Origin of the sequence: Arminella tubonensis (genome assembly GCF_003240585.1) — a bacterium.
GTDB classification, from domain to species: Bacteria; Pseudomonadota; Alphaproteobacteria; order Rhizobiales; family Rhizobiaceae; genus Rhizobium; species Rhizobium tubonense.
In genome coordinates this window covers 18,256-34,328 of sequence record NZ_PCDP01000059.1, presented here as the reverse complement: position 1 = coordinate 34,328, position 16,073 = coordinate 18,256, and the positions used below count along the sequence as shown (strand labels likewise).

The 16,073-nt window shown below is 60.9% G+C and carries 14 protein-coding genes and 1 pseudogene; 8 read left to right on the top strand and 7 right to left on the bottom strand.

Going from position 1 to position 16,073, the window contains the following annotated elements; genetic code table 11:
- Positions 1-80 precede the first annotated feature (80 nt).
- Positions 81-1,379, bottom strand: coding sequence for an MFS transporter (locus CPY51_RS24590; RefSeq protein ID WP_111162846.1), 1,299 nt, complete (start codon positions 1,377-1,379; stop codon positions 81-83).
- Positions 1,380-1,406: 27 nt separating this feature from the next.
- Complete coding sequence (locus CPY51_RS24585) at positions 1,407-1,619, bottom strand: hypothetical protein (RefSeq protein WP_111162845.1); 213 nt, start codon at positions 1,617-1,619, stop codon at positions 1,407-1,409.
- Between the two features lie 117 nt (positions 1,620-1,736).
- On the opposite strand from CPY51_RS24585, the gene CPY51_RS24580 reads away from it, so the two are divergent.
- Entirely contained in the window at positions 1,737-2,324 is a 588-nt protein-coding gene (locus tag CPY51_RS24580) for a TetR/AcrR family transcriptional regulator (RefSeq protein WP_111162844.1), read from the top strand.
- 3 nt (positions 2,325-2,327) lie between these two features.
- On the opposite strand, the gene CPY51_RS24575 is transcribed toward CPY51_RS24580, so the two are convergent.
- Positions 2,328-3,119, bottom strand: a complete 792-nt coding sequence (locus tag CPY51_RS24575) for a class I SAM-dependent methyltransferase (protein WP_111162843.1) — start codon at positions 3,117-3,119, stop codon at positions 2,328-2,330.
- A gap of 103 nt (positions 3,120-3,222) precedes the next feature.
- Positions 3,223-4,203, bottom strand: coding sequence for an aldo/keto reductase (locus tag CPY51_RS24570; protein WP_111162842.1), 981 nt, complete (start codon positions 4,201-4,203; stop codon positions 3,223-3,225).
- A gap of 242 nt (positions 4,204-4,445) precedes the next feature.
- On the opposite strand from CPY51_RS24570, the gene CPY51_RS24565 reads away from it, so the two are divergent.
- Positions 4,446-6,095 carry an AMP-binding protein gene (locus tag CPY51_RS24565; protein WP_111162841.1) on the top strand — a complete coding sequence of 550 codons (1,650 nt, stop codon included), beginning with the start codon at positions 4,446-4,448 and terminating at the stop codon, positions 6,093-6,095.
- On the opposite strand, the gene CPY51_RS24560 is transcribed toward CPY51_RS24565, so the two are convergent.
- The 3 genes from CPY51_RS24560 to secA all read right to left on the bottom strand — a co-directional run bounded on the left by CPY51_RS24560 (position 6,082) and on the right by secA (position 11,705).
- Positions 6,082-7,353, bottom strand: coding sequence for a GNAT family N-acetyltransferase (locus CPY51_RS24560; RefSeq protein ID WP_111162840.1), 1,272 nt, complete (start codon positions 7,351-7,353; stop codon positions 6,082-6,084). The two genes, CPY51_RS24565 and CPY51_RS24560, sit on opposite strands and share 14 nt — an antisense overlap.
- Positions 7,353-8,744, bottom strand: a complete 1,392-nt coding sequence (locus CPY51_RS24555) for a lipopolysaccharide biosynthesis protein (protein WP_111162839.1) — start codon at positions 8,742-8,744, stop codon at positions 7,353-7,355. Before CPY51_RS24555 ends, CPY51_RS24560 begins: the two co-directional genes overlap by 1 nt.
- 243 nt (positions 8,745-8,987) lie before the next feature.
- Positions 8,988-11,705 carry a preprotein translocase subunit SecA gene (secA, locus tag CPY51_RS24550; RefSeq protein WP_111162838.1) on the bottom strand — a complete coding sequence of 906 codons (2,718 nt, stop codon included), beginning with the start codon at positions 11,703-11,705 and terminating at the stop codon, positions 8,988-8,990.
- A gap of 244 nt (positions 11,706-11,949) precedes the next feature.
- Between secA and CPY51_RS24545 the strand changes: the two genes are divergently transcribed.
- The 6 genes and pseudogenes from CPY51_RS24545 to CPY51_RS24520 all read left to right on the top strand — a co-directional run bounded on the left by CPY51_RS24545 (position 11,950) and on the right by CPY51_RS24520 (position 16,057).
- On the top strand, positions 11,950-12,855 hold the full coding sequence (locus CPY51_RS24545; RefSeq protein WP_111162837.1) for a peptidylprolyl isomerase: 906 nt from the start codon (positions 11,950-11,952) through the stop codon (positions 12,853-12,855).
- A 53-nt stretch (positions 12,856-12,908) separates the two neighbouring features.
- Positions 12,909-14,150 carry a bifunctional glutamate N-acetyltransferase/amino-acid acetyltransferase ArgJ gene (gene argJ / locus CPY51_RS24540; RefSeq protein WP_111162836.1) on the top strand — a complete coding sequence of 414 codons (1,242 nt, stop codon included), beginning with the start codon at positions 12,909-12,911 and terminating at the stop codon, positions 14,148-14,150.
- Positions 14,131-14,939 (top strand): annotated as a pseudogene (locus CPY51_RS24535) (GNAT family N-acetyltransferase). Before argJ ends, CPY51_RS24535 begins: the two are co-directional and overlap by 20 nt.
- Entirely contained in the window at positions 14,936-15,349 is a 414-nt protein-coding gene (gene mutT, locus CPY51_RS24530; protein WP_111162834.1) for an 8-oxo-dGTP diphosphatase MutT, read from the top strand. Before CPY51_RS24535 ends, mutT begins: the two are co-directional and overlap by 4 nt.
- A 150-nt stretch (positions 15,350-15,499) precedes the next feature.
- On the top strand, positions 15,500-15,817 hold the full coding sequence (locus tag CPY51_RS24525; protein ID WP_111163214.1) for a hypothetical protein: 318 nt from the start codon (positions 15,500-15,502) through the stop codon (positions 15,815-15,817).
- A gap of 78 nt (positions 15,818-15,895) precedes the next feature.
- Positions 15,896-16,057: a Flp family type IVb pilin gene (locus tag CPY51_RS24520; RefSeq protein WP_420820734.1), complete on the top strand. Its 162-nt coding sequence runs from the start codon at positions 15,896-15,898 to the stop codon at positions 16,055-16,057.
- The last annotated feature ends 16 nt before the right edge of the window (positions 16,058-16,073 follow it).

Sequence of the window (16,073 nt, the reverse complement as noted above, 5' to 3'; positions counted from 1 at the left end):
GCGGGCTTGTGACTTATTACGTGTGTTTTCGGATAGTTGAGGTTGCGCCCGGGGCCTTGTCGGCCGCGGGCGCTTTGGGGCTAGTGGGCGATGGCCGGACCTTTGTTGGTCAGGCCGGATTTGCTGAGCGTGATTGCCAGAATGGCGGCGAGTATGCAGAAGGCGCCGGCGACGAAGAAGGCCGGCAGGTAGCTCTGCAGCTCGGTGCGCGACAGGCCGGCGCCGAATGCAGCGGTTGCTGCTCCCAGCTGATGGCCGGCAAAGATCCAGCCGAAGACGAGGCCAGCCTTTTCAGGACCGAAACGGTCGGCAGCGATCTTCACGGTCGGCGGTACGGTGGCGATCCAGTCGAGGCCGTAGAACACGGCGAAGATCGACAGGCCGTAGAAGGTGAAGTGGCTGAACGGCAGGAACAGCAGCGATACGCCACGAAGCCCGTAATACCAGAACAGCAGCCAGCGATTGTCGAAGCGGTCGGAGAGCCAGCCGGAGCCGATCGTGCCGAAGAAGTCGAAGATGCCCATGACGGCAAGAACGCTGGCCGCGGCAACGGGCACGATGCCGTAGTCGCCACATAGGGTGACGAAGTGGGTCTGGATCAGCCCATTGGTGCTGAGCCCGCAGATGAAGAAAGTGGCAAACAGGATCCAGAAGGTCGAGGTCTTCGATACTTCCTTGAGAATGATGAGAGGCGAGGTCAGAAGCGTCATCAATCCGACGCCCGCCTGCGGCGCCGGGGTGATGTGCGTTTCACCATAGATCGGCAAATTGAGGTCTGCCGGCCGGTCACGCATCAAGGTGAGCACGAAAAGTGCTGCCAGGACGAGCAGTCCGCAGACGAAGACGACGGTGGCGCGCCAGCCGTAGCGCTGGGTCATTTCCGCCATCAGCGGCAGGAAGACGAGCTGGCCGGTGGCCGAGCTTGCCGAGAGCATGCCAACCACGAGGCCGCGCTGCTTGTTGAACCAGCGCGTCGAGACGGTGGCGGCGAGCACCATCGCGGTCAAGCCCGTGCCGAAGCCGACAACGACCCCCCAGAGCACCAGCAATTGCCAAAGCTGCGTCATGAATAGTGAGCCGATGAAGCCGACGCCGATGGTGATCAAGGCGAAGACGATGACCGGGCGCAGGCCGAAGCGGTTCATGAAGGCGGCGGCAAACGGGCCCATCAGCCCAAACAGTACCAGGCGGATAGCTAGCGCCGACGAAATCGCGGAGGTGCTCCAGCCGAATTCGTCCTCGAGCGGCTTGATGAGAACGCCGGGCGCGCCCATTGCACCGGCCGTGACCAGCATGGTGAGGAAGGTGGCGCCGCCGACGACCCATCCGTAATGGATGTTGCGCCGGGCAAGGGACGAGGCAAGGACTGTGGAAACCATGGGGCGTGTTCCAGTGGGAGGTTCAATTCAGCGGGCGGGTTGGGACGGGTGGTCGAAAAGATCGAGTTTGCCGCCGGCAAGACGATTTTGGAGAGTAGATTCTGCGAGCATATCATGCGGGAAGCTGAGCGGAACAGCACTTGCGCTGCTGTTCGGGCCGATGATCGGCGCGGCGCCGCCCGCGTTCACCCGTTCGCTCACGCGGAGACGGCTTTGCTGGCCCAGCAATTTGTAGCGCATGGCATTCTCCCGCCCGGTCAGGTGCAATCAGCGAATTTAGATGATGACCATCATATTTGTTGCTTATTGATGATGGCTGTCATATAAATTGTCAAGCATCAATTTGGAGAAATGCCGATGAGAGTGAGCCGCGAGAAATTCGCCGAGAATCGCGAAAGGATATTGCAGGTCGCGGGCCAGCTTTTTCGGGAGAAGGGTTTCGACGGCATCGGCGTCGCGGAGATCATGAAGGCGGCTGGCCTAACCCATGGCGGTTTCTACGGCCATTTCGACAGTAAGGACGATCTGGCCTGCGAGGCGAGCAAGGCGCTGGTTTCCAAGACCAAGGAACGCTGGCAGGGGATTATCGACGAGGCTCCGGAACCGCTCGATGCATTGCTCGAGCACTATCTGTCGCGTCGCAATCTTGAAAGCAGCAACTGCGTCTTTGCATCCCTGACGCAGGAAGTCAGTCGCCACGGCCCGGACATGCAGTCGACCTTCACGGGCGGGCTGATGGATCTGGCGGCGATCCTGGAACAGGTGACATCGGGCGAAACGCAGGAGGAGCGCCGGCGCAAGGCGCTTGCCAGCCTCTCGGCGATGATGGGAGCGGTCATTCTGGCGCGGGCGATGGATAATCCTGCCCTGGCGGACGAGTTGCTGGCTGCCACTCAGACGGAGCTTTCCTCGAAGCCGGACGAAATTGCCAGTCGCCGGAAATAGCGGCTATTCGCGAAAAGCAAGGAGGCCGCTCGCCTCGACGATCTCGGTGAAGCGGCCATCGGCTGATGCGCGCTTCAATTCCTCGCGTAGCGCCGCTTCGAACTCGCCTGCCTTGTCGCCGAGCGCTTGCTGCGATGTAACGGACATCGAAAAGGCGCGGCCGACGATATCCTCGATATCCAGAACATGTTCGAAGACGATGCCGATCCGCTCGAGTTTGCAGAAGGGCGAACGCAGCAGAACGCTTTCGTGCGGCTCCCATTCCTTACTCTTGCGCTTGACGCGATCGGCGCTGCGCTCTGGTGAGAAAACCTCTCCGAGCTTCTCGACGATGCTTCGCCAGTCCGGTTTTGTCGACACGTGGCGGTCGCCGAAGAGCACGACGGCGCCGCCCGGTTCGATGATGCTGTCAAGGGCGGCCAGGGTTGCCGGACGGTCCATCCAGTGAAACGAGCGGCCCATCGCAACCAGATGCAGCCTGCCGATCTCCGGGCCGATATCATAGGACGACCCCTGGCGGAGTTTCAGGTCGACGCCGGCTTGCCGAGCGCCGTCTTCAGCGGCGGCCAGCATTTCCGGCTCGGGATCCATTGCCGTCACATCGGCGCCGAGCCTGGCGAAGGCTATGCCGAGCTGACCCGGTCCACAGCCAAGGTCGAGCACACGATCGCCGGGCCGCATGCCGCTGCGCTCCGCCACTCGGGCGACGAGGTCCGCCGGATAGGGGACCCGGTAGCGGAGATAGAACGCCGCGGTCGATTGGAACCGGCGGGCCTCAAACGGGACGGTCATCATCGGCAAATCCTCGAATGCTTTCCATGCGTGTCAGGGCGGCGTTGCCCGCGCGACCTTGAAGACCGCCGCGCGACGCCGATTTGAGGCCTCTAGCTGATCGATTTCATTTGAAACCGGCGACTTCGCGCGGGACGTATGGAGCTTCCAGGGTAGCGATTTCTTCAGGTGTCAGCTTGACAGAAAGGGCGGCTACCGCATCGGTCAGATGATGTGGCTTCGAAGCGCCGATGATCGGTGCGGTCACGGCGCTCTTCTGGGCGATCCATGCGGTGGCGATCTGGGCCCGAGGAATGCCGCGGGCGGCCGCCAGCGCACCGACGGCGTCGATGATCTTGCGGTCGGAATCGATCGCCTGGGTGTAGAGCGTCTTGCCGAACTGGTCCGTCTCTTGCCGGGAGGTGCTTTCGTTCCAGTCGCGGGTCAGGCGGCCGCGCGCGAGCGGGCTCCAGGGAATGACAGCTATCTTCTGGTCCTCGCAGAAGGGAAGCATCTCGCGCTCTTCCTCGCGATAGAGCAGGTTCAGGTGGTCCTGCATGCTGACGAACTGTGTCCATCCGTTGAGGCGGGAAATATAGACCGCCTTGGCAAACTGCCAGGCATACATCGAGGATGCCCCGATATAGCGGGCCTTGCCCGCCTTGACGACGTCATGCAGCGCCTCAAGCGTTTCCTCGATCGGGGTCGTGTGGTCGAAGCGGTGGATCTGGTAGAGATCGACATAATCGGTGCCGAGCCGTCGCAGGCTGTTGTCGATCTCGTCGAAGATCGCCTTGCGCGACAGGCCGGCGCCGTTTGGGCCGGGACGCATGCGGTTGAAGACCTTTGTCGCAAGCACGATATCGTCGCGGCGAGCGAAGTCCCTGATGGCGCGGCCGACGATTTCCTCGGATGATCCGTCGGAATAGGTGTTTGCCGTGTCGAGGAAGTTGATCCCCAGCTCGATTGCCTGCCTGAGCAGCGGGCGGCTCGCTTCCTCGTCCAGCGTCCAGGCATGGTTGCCGCGATCGGCCGCTCCATAGGTCATGCAGCCGAGGCAGATGCGCGACACCTCAAGGCCGGTCGAGCCAAATTTCACGTATTCCATCGACGTTCTCCGTCCTGTTGTCGATCCGATGCAGAAGCGCCGCCAATTTGAAGAAGGCAGAGTCCGTCCATCATCTACATCAGGTTAGCCGAGTTCCGCCTCGGCGATTAGCTCAATAATTCGTGATAGGCTTTGAAGGGATGCTAATAACTTGCATGGCGAATGTGACAGATTTGCAAAACGCTTTGCCTTATTGCGCGTAGGGGTATTAGCTGCAGTGCAGCATTTGGCGGACTTTAGGTATGAAACTTCCCTTCGGCGAGAATTATAACGCCCTCTATCGTGATTTCTCTTGGCAGATGCCGCAGACGTTCAACATCGGGCATGCGGTAAGCGACGCCTGGGCCATCCGTGAGCCGGACCGGGTCTGTCTCGAGCACTTCAATCCGGCCGGCAATCACGCCAGCATGACCTATGGCGAGTTGGCGGCACGCTCCGCTGCATTTGCCAATGCCCTCACAGCGCTTGGCATCAAACCGGGAGATCGGGTGGCGCTGCTGCTGCCGCAATCGTTCGAGACCGTGATTGCGCATGCGGCGATCTACAAGATGGGCGCAATCGCCCTGCCGCTGGCGCTGCTTTTCGGGGGCGAGGCCCTGGAATACCGGTTGAAGGTGGCGGGCGCCGTTGCCGTCGTCACCAACGCGTTCGGCCTTCTGCGCATAAAGCCGATCCGCGCGAAGCTGCCCGATCTCGTGCAGGTCATCAGCATCGATGGGGCCGAGGCTGGCGTTGAGGATTTTACGACGCTTGTCGCCGGCCACTCTTCCGAGTTTCCTATTGTCAATACGGGGCCCGACGATCCGGCTCTGATGATCTTTACCTCGGGAACAACAGGGCCGCCCAAGGGAGCGCTTCATGGTCATCGCGTGTTGCTTGGCCATATTCCCGGCATGCAGTTCGCCCATGAGGGCTTTCCGCAATCCGGGGACAAGGTCTGGACGCCGTCCGACTGGGCCTGGGCTGGCGGATTGCTCAATGCGCTGCTGCCGAGCCTCTTCCTCGGCGTACCCGTCGTGTCATCGCCGGCGCAGAAGTTTGACGCGCATATGGCGTTTCGCATCATGACCGAGATGAAGGTGCGCAACGCCTTCATTCCGCCGACGGCGTTGCGGCTGCTGAAATCGGTCGACAATCCGCTGGCATCCTATGACCTGCAGCTTCGCACAATCGGTTCGGCCGGTGAGGCGCTTGGGCGGGAGACGTTCGAATGGGCGCGGTCGACGCTCGGCGTGACCGTCAACGAATTCTACGGCCAGACGGAGTGCAATTTCGTCATCTCCTCCAGCGCCGCCTTCGGCGTCAGTCGCGGTGACGCGACCGGAAAGGCCGTCCCCGGCCATCGTGTCGCAATCGTGGACGGAACGGGCACCGAACTGCCTGCCGGCGAGACCGGGCAGATCGCCATTCACCGCCCGGACCCCGTAATGTTCCTCGGTTATTGGAGAGACGCGCCGGCGACCGATCAGAAGTTTGCCGGCGACTGGCTGCTGACGGGTGACCTCGGCTGGCAAGACGCTGAAGGCTACATCACCTTTGTCGGCCGCGACGACGATGTCATTACGTCTTCCGGCTATCGCATCGGGCCAAGCGAAATCGAGGACTGCCTGACCGGACATCCGGCGGTGCAGCTTGCTGCGGCGGTGGGCAAGCCCGATCCGGTGCGTACGGAGATCGTCAAAGCCTACGTGGTCCTCGTGCCGGACCAGCAACCGAGCGAGGCGCTTGCCGGCGAAATCCGCGACTGGGTCAAGACGCGGCTCTCCATGCACGAATATCCGCGTGAGATCGAATTCGTCGCGGCTCTGCCCCTGACGACCTCTGGAAAAGTGATCCGCCGCCTGCTCCGGGATCACGCCGCCGCAGAGGCGGCCGGAACTATCTTCCCGTAAGCGACAGGATCTTTTCGCGGAGCCGCCTCGCGACATTTCGCGTGCTTCGATACATGTGCAACTGAGCGGCCGCCTGACGGACGTCGCGGTCGCTATTTTGCGTCAGTCCGATCACCAATGTCCCCATGTCCTCGCGTTCGCGCCAGAAGCGGCTCATGATCGGGTGGTCCGGTATCGCGCAGCTATCGGAGCGCACGATGTTGGCGTCGTCCAGATGCCACTCGGTCAATTCGCCCAACAGCAGCTTGCCGGGCGAAAAACGGGCATAGTCTTCGTTGAAGGCGGTCTTCCAGGTATAGGCCTCGCCGCCCATCATCAGAACGATCATCGATGCGATCGCCTTGCCATCGAGGTCGAGGCTATGGATGCGGACCGCGTCGATAGCAGCCAGATTGGAGATCGCCTCGCGTGCGAAGGCCGCGTGGTGCCGGTCGAGCAATAGAGCCGTACGTTTCTTGCCTTTCCAGCCGCGCGATTCCAGCGACAGGAACTCCTCCATCCGCCGGTGGATATCCGCCGGCTGGCGGGCGACATTGTAGGTAACTTCGCCCTGTTGCTCCAGCAGCCGACGCTGGCGCCGCATTTCTCTCAGATGCGATGGCGCAATCGCGTTCTGGAGATAGACAAGCGCATCCTCGGCGCTCTGCAGCATCGGACGCTGGTATGGATTGGCGACCGTGACGGGCAGGTTCCGACCGATGGCGACGACCTTGATCATCTGCACGAAGCGGCCGTTCAGTCTAACATCCGGCAGCACCAGCGTCGTCGGCAAGCGAGCATCTGGCTTCGCCAAGGCCTCCAGCAGGTTGTCGAGCGTCTCGGCTGCCTCTTCGGCGTCGACGAGCGGCGTGCCGAGCGGACCGAAGGTGTTCGACCAGACGCGGATGATCGAGGGGCCGACGGCAAAGCCCGGCCTCTCGATCGAAAAGGGCATCAGCAGCCGCATACGGCTGCGCTTTTCCCTGTTGTCGCGGATCAAGGCAAGCTGCACCCGGCGGTCGTCCAGCCGCGGCATCGCCGGTGCCAGAACGCCGCCGGAAAAGAAGACGTTCGGCTCCATGGCGCGGTTCGAGAGAAAATCGAGCTCATCCTGCAACTCGTAACCGAGCTTCGACGGATAGAGGCACAACTCGCGGCCCGGCCGGCCGACTTCAACACGCGTCTCGGCGTGCGGCGCGTCGAAATGCAACGAGGCAAGCTCGTGCATCATCGGGTTTGCCTTGCTGTTGGTGCTTTCGCTGAAGGGGCGGCGCGCCATTATCTCTGAGCCTCGGCATTCGTGGTGGTGAGCGATGGTCGGGCAAAGGCGAATAGCACAATCCCAAGCGCGCGTCGGACGGCGATGTGCAACAGCAGCGCTTCCACGCCCATGGCGGATGCCGTGGCGATCGCCGCGCCCTCGATACCGAAGTGTGGGATGAGAGCCAGGTTGAGACCGATGCTTGCCGCAAGCGTTACGGCATAAAGGGAGGCGCAGAGCTTCTGGTGGCCAGCCATCATCAGCAGCATTTCGCCGGGGCCGACCAAGGCCTTGGCGAGAATGCCTGCCAGAAGGATTGCCATCACCACGTGTCCGGCTGCGAACGCCGCGCCGAAAAGAGAGAGCAGAAATTGACCAGCTGCAAGCACGGCAAGGCCGACGCCCAATGCGGGCCAGAATGTCCAGCGGGTGGTTTCGGCAGCGAAGGCGGCAAGCTTTACCCGATCGCCTTCGGCAATGATTGCCGAGAAACGCGGGCCGGCGGCAGCCTTTACCGAGAAATAGACGAAGTGGACGAGCGCCATGGTCTTGGCGGCGGCGAAATAGACCGCAACCTTTTCAGGCGGCAAGAAAATGCCGACAACGATAACGTCGGAATTGGTCAGGAGGTATCCGACGCCTTCGATCAGGAAGATCGGAAAGGCAACCGCCATCCAGGGTGAAAAGGTGATGGTTCGCGGGCCGGTCGCATAGCGAACGCGGAGCCGCGTGGTGACGGCGAGATACTGCACCAGCGTCGTGACGAATGTGGCAGCAAGCGCCGCCGCGATTGCCGTGATCGCGGCATGGGGCGCGCCGCCGAGAACGGCAGCCAGCATGAATGCGAGGATCAGCGTCGGGCGGATGAGGAAAGTGGGGCTCAAGGCCATGACCGGCCAGTGGTTGGCGCGTGCCGTTCCATCGAGCACGTCGCCAAGCGCTATCATGGGCATCAGAAAGAGGCCAAGGAAGACCGGTATCACGTAATAGTTCTCGATCATGCCGCGAAGGAGATAAAGCGCTGCGATGCCGACGATCGCGAGGCTTCCGGCCGAGGCAAGCGCGAAACGTCGCGCCGTGCTCGTCAGGCCGCGAACGAGGTCGTTGGCGCCGGCCGCGCGGTATTCCGGCAGGAAGCGGATGATCGCCGTGTGGAAGCCGAGGCAGGACAAATTGCCCAGCAGGACCATCAGTACCCAGACGAAAACGAAGATGCCGTATTCGAATCCGCCCATCATTCGGGCGAGAACCACTTGCGAGACGAAGGCTAGGGCGGCGCTGCCGATGCGGATGACGAAGGCGATCAGCGCCATCCTCTGCGAGGCCGCTTGTTCGTTGCTGGCGGAAAGCAACGTCGACAGTTTGGCGATGAACGGCAACAGCGATGCGCGCAGCCCAGAGGGCAGCATTCTTCCTGCTGTTTCGATGACCGCTGTTATCAACGCGCAATACTCTGAAGGCAGTCCTGACCAGAGGCCCAGTCTTGGCAGATCAGGGTTAAGAAACGGTTGCCCGAACGGGGTTCTATAAGGGTGGATTAAAACATCGATGGATAATTTAAACTGACATGCGCTTGCCAGAAAACAGAGCCGAAACGTAAAAATGCCGCCCTGCGGCGGCATTTTCAGACTGGAAGCACCCTGTGGTGGCGCCTAGACGATTTCCGGCTCGAAAGCGCCGTGGCAGTGCTTGTATTTCTTGCCTGAGCCGCAGGGGCACGCCTCGTTGCGCCCGACGCGGCCCCAGGTTTCCGGCCTGTCCGGATCCCGGTTTTCCGGAGCGACGGCGGTATCGCTTACCGACGTGATCCGCGCAAAATCGTCTTCGCCGGTCGAAGCATCCAGGTGGTGCCCATGCATGGGTGGCGGCTCGGGTTGCTGAGGTTGCTGGACGAGTTCGACGCGCGACAGCTGAGCCGTGACCGCCTGCCGGAGATTGTTGAGCAACGCCTGGAAAAGCTCGAAAGCCTCAGCCTTGTATTCCTGCAGCGGATCGCGCTGGGCATAGCCGCGGAAGCCGATGACGGAACGCAGGTGGTCGAGGTTTACGATATGCTCGCGCCAGAGACCGTCCAGCGTCTGGAGGATCACCGAACGCTCGACGTAGTGCATGATCTCGGGGCCGAAGCGCTCGGCCTTTTCCGCGGCTGCCTTGTCGGCGGCTTCGGTCAAGCGGGCGCGGATGTCGTCCTCGCCAATGCCCTCTTCCTTGACCCAGTCTTGAATGGGAAGATCGAGATCGAGGAAGTTGGCGACGTCTGCCTTGAGGTTGGCGGAATCCCACTGCTCGGCATAGGCCCGCTCGGGAATATACTTGTTCACGAGATCGTCGATGACATCGTGACGCATATCCCCGATGGTCTCGGAAATATTCGTCGCTTCCATGAGTTCGACGCGCTGCTCGAAGATCACCTTGCGCTGATCGTTCAGGACGTCGTCGTATTTCAGAAGATTCTTGCGGATGTCGAAGTTGCGGGCCTCGACCTTCTTCTGAGCGCGCTCGAGCGCCTTGTTGATCCAGGGATGGACGATCGCCTCGCCTTCCTTCAGGCCCAGCTTCTGCAGCATCCCGTCCATGCGGTCGGAGCCGAAGATGCGCATCAGGTCATCCTGGAGCGACAGGTAGAATTTCGAGCGGCCCGGGTCACCCTGGCGGCCGGAACGACCGCGGAGCTGATTGTCGATGCGACGGCTTTCGTGGCGCTCGGTGGCGATAACGTAGAGACCGCCGGCGTCGATCGCCTTCTGTTTCAGAACCTTGATTTCCTCTGCGATTGCCTGGATTGCGGCATCACGTTCCGGACCGGGCTCGACCTCGCCAAGCTCCCGTTCGACGCGCATTTCAAGATTGCCGCCGAGCTGGATGTCGGTACCGCGGCCAGCCATGTTGGTGGCGATGGTCACGCCGCCGGGTACGCCGGCCTGGGCAACGATGTAGGCTTCCTGTTCGTGATATCGCGCGTTGAGGATCTGGAAGTTGGTGAAGCCTTCCTTGCGCATGCGCTCGGCAAGAAGTTCGGACTTCTCGATCGACGTGGTGCCGACGAGAACCGGCTGACCGCGCTTATGCGCGTCGAGAATGTCGGCGACGATCGCCTTGAACTTCTCCTCGAAGCTCCGATAGACCTCGTCGTCCTCGTCGATACGCTTGATCGGCAGGTTGGTAGGCACCTCGATGACGTCGAGGCCGTAAATGTTGCCGAACTCTTCCGCTTCCGTCGACGCCGTACCGGTCATGCCGGCAAGCTTGTCGTACATACGGAAATAGTTCTGGAAGGTGATCTGCGCCAGCGTCTGGTTCTCGGGCTGGATCTTCACCCTCTCCTTGGCTTCAAGAGCCTGATGCTGTCCGTCCGAATAACGGCGGCCCGGCATCATGCGGCCCGTGAATTCGTCGATGATCACGACTTCGTCGTTGCGGACGATGTAGTCCTTGTCACGCTGGAAGAGCTTGTGGGCCTTCAACGCGTTGTTGATGTGGTGGACAATCGCGACGTTCTCGATGTCGTAGAGCGCATTGCCTTTCAGAAGACCCGCCTCGCGAAGGATCGTTTCGAGCTTCTCGGTGCCTGCCTCGGAGAAGTTGGCCGAGCGCTGCTTCTCGTCGATCTCATAATCTTCGGCCGTCAGAAGCGGAATGAAGGCGTCGATGGTGTTGTAGAGCTCGGAGCGGTCGTCGAGCGGGCCGGAAATGATCAGCGGCGTCCGTGCTTCGTCGACCAGGATGGAGTCCACTTCGTCGACGATCGCAAAGTAATGTCCGCGCTGCACCATCTGCGCGCGCTCGTACTTCATGTTGTCGCGGAGATAGTCGAAGCCGAGTTCGTTGTTGGTGGCGTAGGTGATGTCGCAGGCGTAAGCCGCCTGGCGTTCTTCGTCGGACATTCCGTGGACGATAACGCCTGTGGTCAAGCCGAGGAAGCCATAGATGCGCGCCATCGTCGCCGAGTCGCGCTGGGCGAGATAGTCGTTGACGGTGACAACGTGGACGCCCTTGCCGGCGAGCGCGTTCAGATAGACCGGCAGGGTCGCGACGAGGGTCTTGCCTTCGCCCGTCTTCATCTCGGCGATGGCGTTCGAATGCAGGATCATGCCGCCGACCAGCTGTACGTCAAAAGGTCGCATGCCAAGAACGCGCCGCGAGGCCTCGCGCGCAACTGCGAAGGCTGGAATCAGAAGATCGTCGAGCGTCTTTCCGTCCGCAAGCTGCTGGCGAAACTCCACCGTCTTTGCAGCCAACTGCTCGTCGGACAAAGCGCGCATGGCTTCTTCCAACGGATTGATCGCATCGACGTTGGGCTGAAATGCCCGAACCCGTCGCTCGTTGGCCGAGCCAAACAACTTTCGGGCTATTCCACCAAAGCTGACCATATGACTGGTCCTTTCTGAATTTACATCCTGACGTTTCCGCAATAGCCGTCCCGAAAAAATCAGCTGATTGCTTTGAAACGTCCGGAAACTGTTCTGGACGCGAGGTTGCGTGACAGATAAGAGGGGGGTCGATTGATGTCAACGGGATTGGCCGATACACAAAGGCCACATTCTGATGGTGAAGGCTTTTTTCCGGCCGGTTTCACGTGTGCTGAAGCTGGTGAGAACACCAAAGGGTTTATTTATGTCGAGCTACCACAAACTTGCCGCGGTTGCCTTCGCAACCTTTGTCGTATTCCAGGCTCCGGCTTTTGCTGCCGATAGCAAGGATGCAGTTGTCGCCAAGGTAGGCGATCTTGAGATTCACCAGTCGGAACTCGACCTGGCTGTTTCGAACCTCGATCCGCAACTTGCTCAGCTGCCTGACGACCAGAAGAAGGTCGCAGCCCTGTCTGCCGCCATCGACGTCAAGCTCCTTGCCAAGGACGCTCTTGCCGAGAAGCTCAACGAAACGCCTGATTTCAAGACCCGCATGGCATATCTTCAGGATCGCGAACTTCACAATGCTTATTTCAAGAAGCATGTCGTTGACGTGGTCACGCCGGAAGAGGTGAAGGCGCGCTATGACAAGGAAGTTGCCGCTCTTCCTAAGCAGGAAGAAATCCACGCTCGTCATATCCTGGTAAAGACCGAGGACGAAGCCAAGGAAGTCATCAAGGAACTCGACGCCGGCAAGGATTTTGCAGCTCTCGCCAAGGAAAAGTCCACCGATCCGAACAAGTCGGACGGCGGCGATCTCGGCTATTTCGCCCGTGGCCGCATGGTCAAGGAATTCGAGGATGCCGCGTTCGCGATGCCGGTCGGCTCCTATTCGAAGACGCCTGTGAAGACCGACTTCGGCTATCATGTCATCAAGGTCGAGGACAAGCGCGACGCTCCTCCTCCTCCGCTCGATCAGGTCCAGGACCAGGTCAAGCAGCTGGTCATGCGCGACAAGTATCTTGAGCTGCTGGCCAAGGCGAAGGCAGCTTCGAAGGTCGAGATCTCGGACCCGGCGCTTGCGAAGGGCTATGAAGACGCCAACAAGCAGCAGCAGCCGGGTGCCGCGCCTGCGGATGCCGGCCAACTTCAGCCGCAGCCGCAACAGTAAGACAAATCCATCAGGGCCCGGTTTTTCCGGGCCCTTCACTATCAGGTAGCGCCATGTCCGGTTCCGTATCTCCGCTCGCACCCAAGACCTTTGCCACCATGCCGGCGTTGCGCGGCGTGCGCATGGCGACCGCTTCCGCCGGGATCAAATACAAGAACCGGACGGATGTGCTCTTGATGGTGTTCGACAAGCCGGCCTCGGTTGCCGGTGTCTTTACCCGTTCGAAATGCCCGTCGGCGCCCGTCGATTTCTGCCGCGCCAACCTGCCGCACGGGTCGGCACGCGCCGTGGTCGTCAATTCGGGCAATGCCAACGCATTCACCGGTCTGAAGGGCCGGCAGGCAACCGAGCTGACGGCGAAATCGACTGCTGTGGCAGTCGGCTGCAGCGAGAACGAGGTCTATCTGGCTTCGACAGGCGTGATCGGCGAGCCGCTGGATGCAACGAAATTCTCTGGTGTGCTTGGTTCGATGCATACCGAAGCGACCGGCGATTTCTGGTTCGAAGCCGCCAAGGCGATCATGACGACCGATACCTATCCGAAGGTGGCCACACGCAGCACCGATATCGGCGGCGTCACGGTGACCATCAACGGCATCGCCAAGGGGGCCGGCATGATAGCGCCGGACATGGCGACCATGCTCTCCTTCGTCGTCACCGATGCCGACATCGCGCCTGCAGTGCTGCAATCGCTGCTTTCGGAGGGCGTTGGCCCAACTTTCAATTCGATGACCGTCGACAGCGACACCTCCACGTCCGACACCCTGATGTTGTTTGCCACGGGTGCCGCGGCGGCTGATGGACAGGTTCGCGTGGAGCATGCCGGCGATGCCAGGCTTTCCGGTTTTCGCGCGGCGCTGAACGACGTTCTGAAGGATCTTGCCATCCAGGTGGTTCGAGACGGCGAGGGCGCGACGAAGATGCTGGAAATCACCGTCACCGGCGCCGAGAGCGATGCCGCTGCGAAGACCATCGCACTGTCGATCGCCAACTCGCCGCTGGTCAAGACCGCTGCCGCCGGTGAAGACGCAAACTGGGGCCGCATCGTCATGGCTGTCGGAAAGGCTGGCGAAATGGCCGATCGGGACCGGCTGGCGATCTGGTTCGGCGATGTGCGCGTTGCCGTCAACGGCGAGCGGGATGCTTCCTATTCCGAGGAAGCCGCTTCCAACGTGATGAAGCGGCAGGACATTCCCGTGAAAGTCGACCTTGGTCTCGGCAACGGCCGGGCGACGGTCTGGACCTGCGACCTCACGAAGGAATATGTTGCCATCAATGGCGACTACCGGAGCTGATTGCCTTTGATACCTGCTCAATCCCCAATGAATTACCTGCCGCTGGTGCGCAGGCTCGAAGCCGTCGGCTTTCGGGCGTGGCCGGCCTCATCCGTTCAGTACGACGGGAGCTGGCAGGTAAGGCTGACTGCAGGCCATCCTTCGAAACGACTGAACTCGATCGTTCCGCTCGATCCCGCCGACCACCGGGATGTCGAGATCAGGCTTGAAAAAGCCCAGCGCAAGTTCGAAGCCTATGGCCGACCACTGGTCGTTCGTGAAACTCCGCTGGCGCCGCCTCTCCTGATGGACCTCCTGCGCCGGGAGAACTGGCAATGCTTCGAGGAAACGATCGTCATGGTCTGCGACATCGCCCATCTCGATCTGCCCGATACGCTCGATCACCTGCCGAGCCATGACGTCGGCCGCTATGTCGATGCCAATCTGCTGGTCGATCTGGCCGACCCGGCGCTGAAGCCGGCGCTTGCCGAGGTCGTCAGCGGCATCAAGCCGCCGTCCGGGCTTTTCGTCATCGAGGACGCGGAGGCCGGACCGGTGGCGACGACGCTTTGCGTTCAGGACAACGACCTAGCCGGCATCATGTCGCTTTCGGTTGCGCGCGAATTCCGCCGCAAGGGGTTCGCCGTCGAGATCCTCGCCGCTGCGCTTCGATGGGCACGGACGCGCAGCGCCAAGACTGCGTGGCTGCAGGTTACCGCCACGAACGCGCCGGCCCTGGCGCTCTATGCCCGCTTTGGCTTCCACGAGGCCTATCGCTATCGGTACTGGCGGCCGGAGAATGGCGCATGACCAGCGCTGCACGCGGTATACTGCTTGTTGCCGCTTGCGCGCTGATCGACGTCGATGGCCGCATTTTGCTCGCTCAGCGCCCCGAGGGGAAATCGCTCGCGGGGCTTTGGGAGTTTCCCGGCGGCAAGGTCGAGCCAGGGGAAACGCCTGAAGAAACGCTGGTGCGCGAGCTCGACGAAGAACTCGGCATCACCACGCGGATCGCCTGCCTCGCGCCGCTCACTTTCGCCAGCCACACCTACGAGACATTCCATCTGCTGATGCCTCTCTATGTCTGCAGGCGGTATGAAGGCATCCCGGCGGGACGGGAGGGGCAGGCGATAAAATGGGTCCGGCCGCAAGCCCTCCGCGACTATCCGATGCCGCCGGCCGATGAGCCGCTCATTCCCTTTCTTCAAGACTTGCTCTGAACCGATATCGCCCTGTTATCTTCAGTAATTATACTGTGCCAGATCCATCCCGGGCGATTTGCCTGTGGATGTTAATGGATCGTTTAAGACCTTCTGGCAAAGATCGTACTCAATCAAGCGGTTGGTGTGTGTGTAAAGAGGCTTGACATGATGGATGACGATTTCTGGAAAGCTGTTCGTGAAAAGGAGCAGTCTTCCTTCAAATCGCGTAGGACGGGTGCGCTGAATATTGCCCTGCTGTTTGGAACGGCAGCGGTCGCGCTTTCGCTTATCCTGACGCCCATGCTGTCCGACAAGTCCAAGTCGAGCGTCCTGGCCAGCGCGCCGGATTTCGACAATATCACGACAGGTTCAATTCCAACGACATCCGAGAACGGCAAGCGCTACACGATTCGTCGTAGCGTGCTCCAGCAGGAGCCGGGTTCGGTTTGCGTCGTTCAGGGATATGGTAGCGATAGCGGCTGCTGAATAATTGGCCGTCGATCGGATGCCGTGGCATCGGGTTCGTTGGTTTTGTGGGGAAATCGGGGCCTGATCGACATGGGGATGCTGACGCGTTTTTTTAAGGATACGGCCGGCGCGACGGCCGTCGAATATGGCTTGATCGCTGCCTTGATTTCGGTGGCGATGATGGGCGCGCTGGGCCTCATCGGCAACAATATCAGCAACATGCTCGTGGGCGTCGCGAACAAGATGACCTCGCCGTAACCAGGCGGCGCGCGGT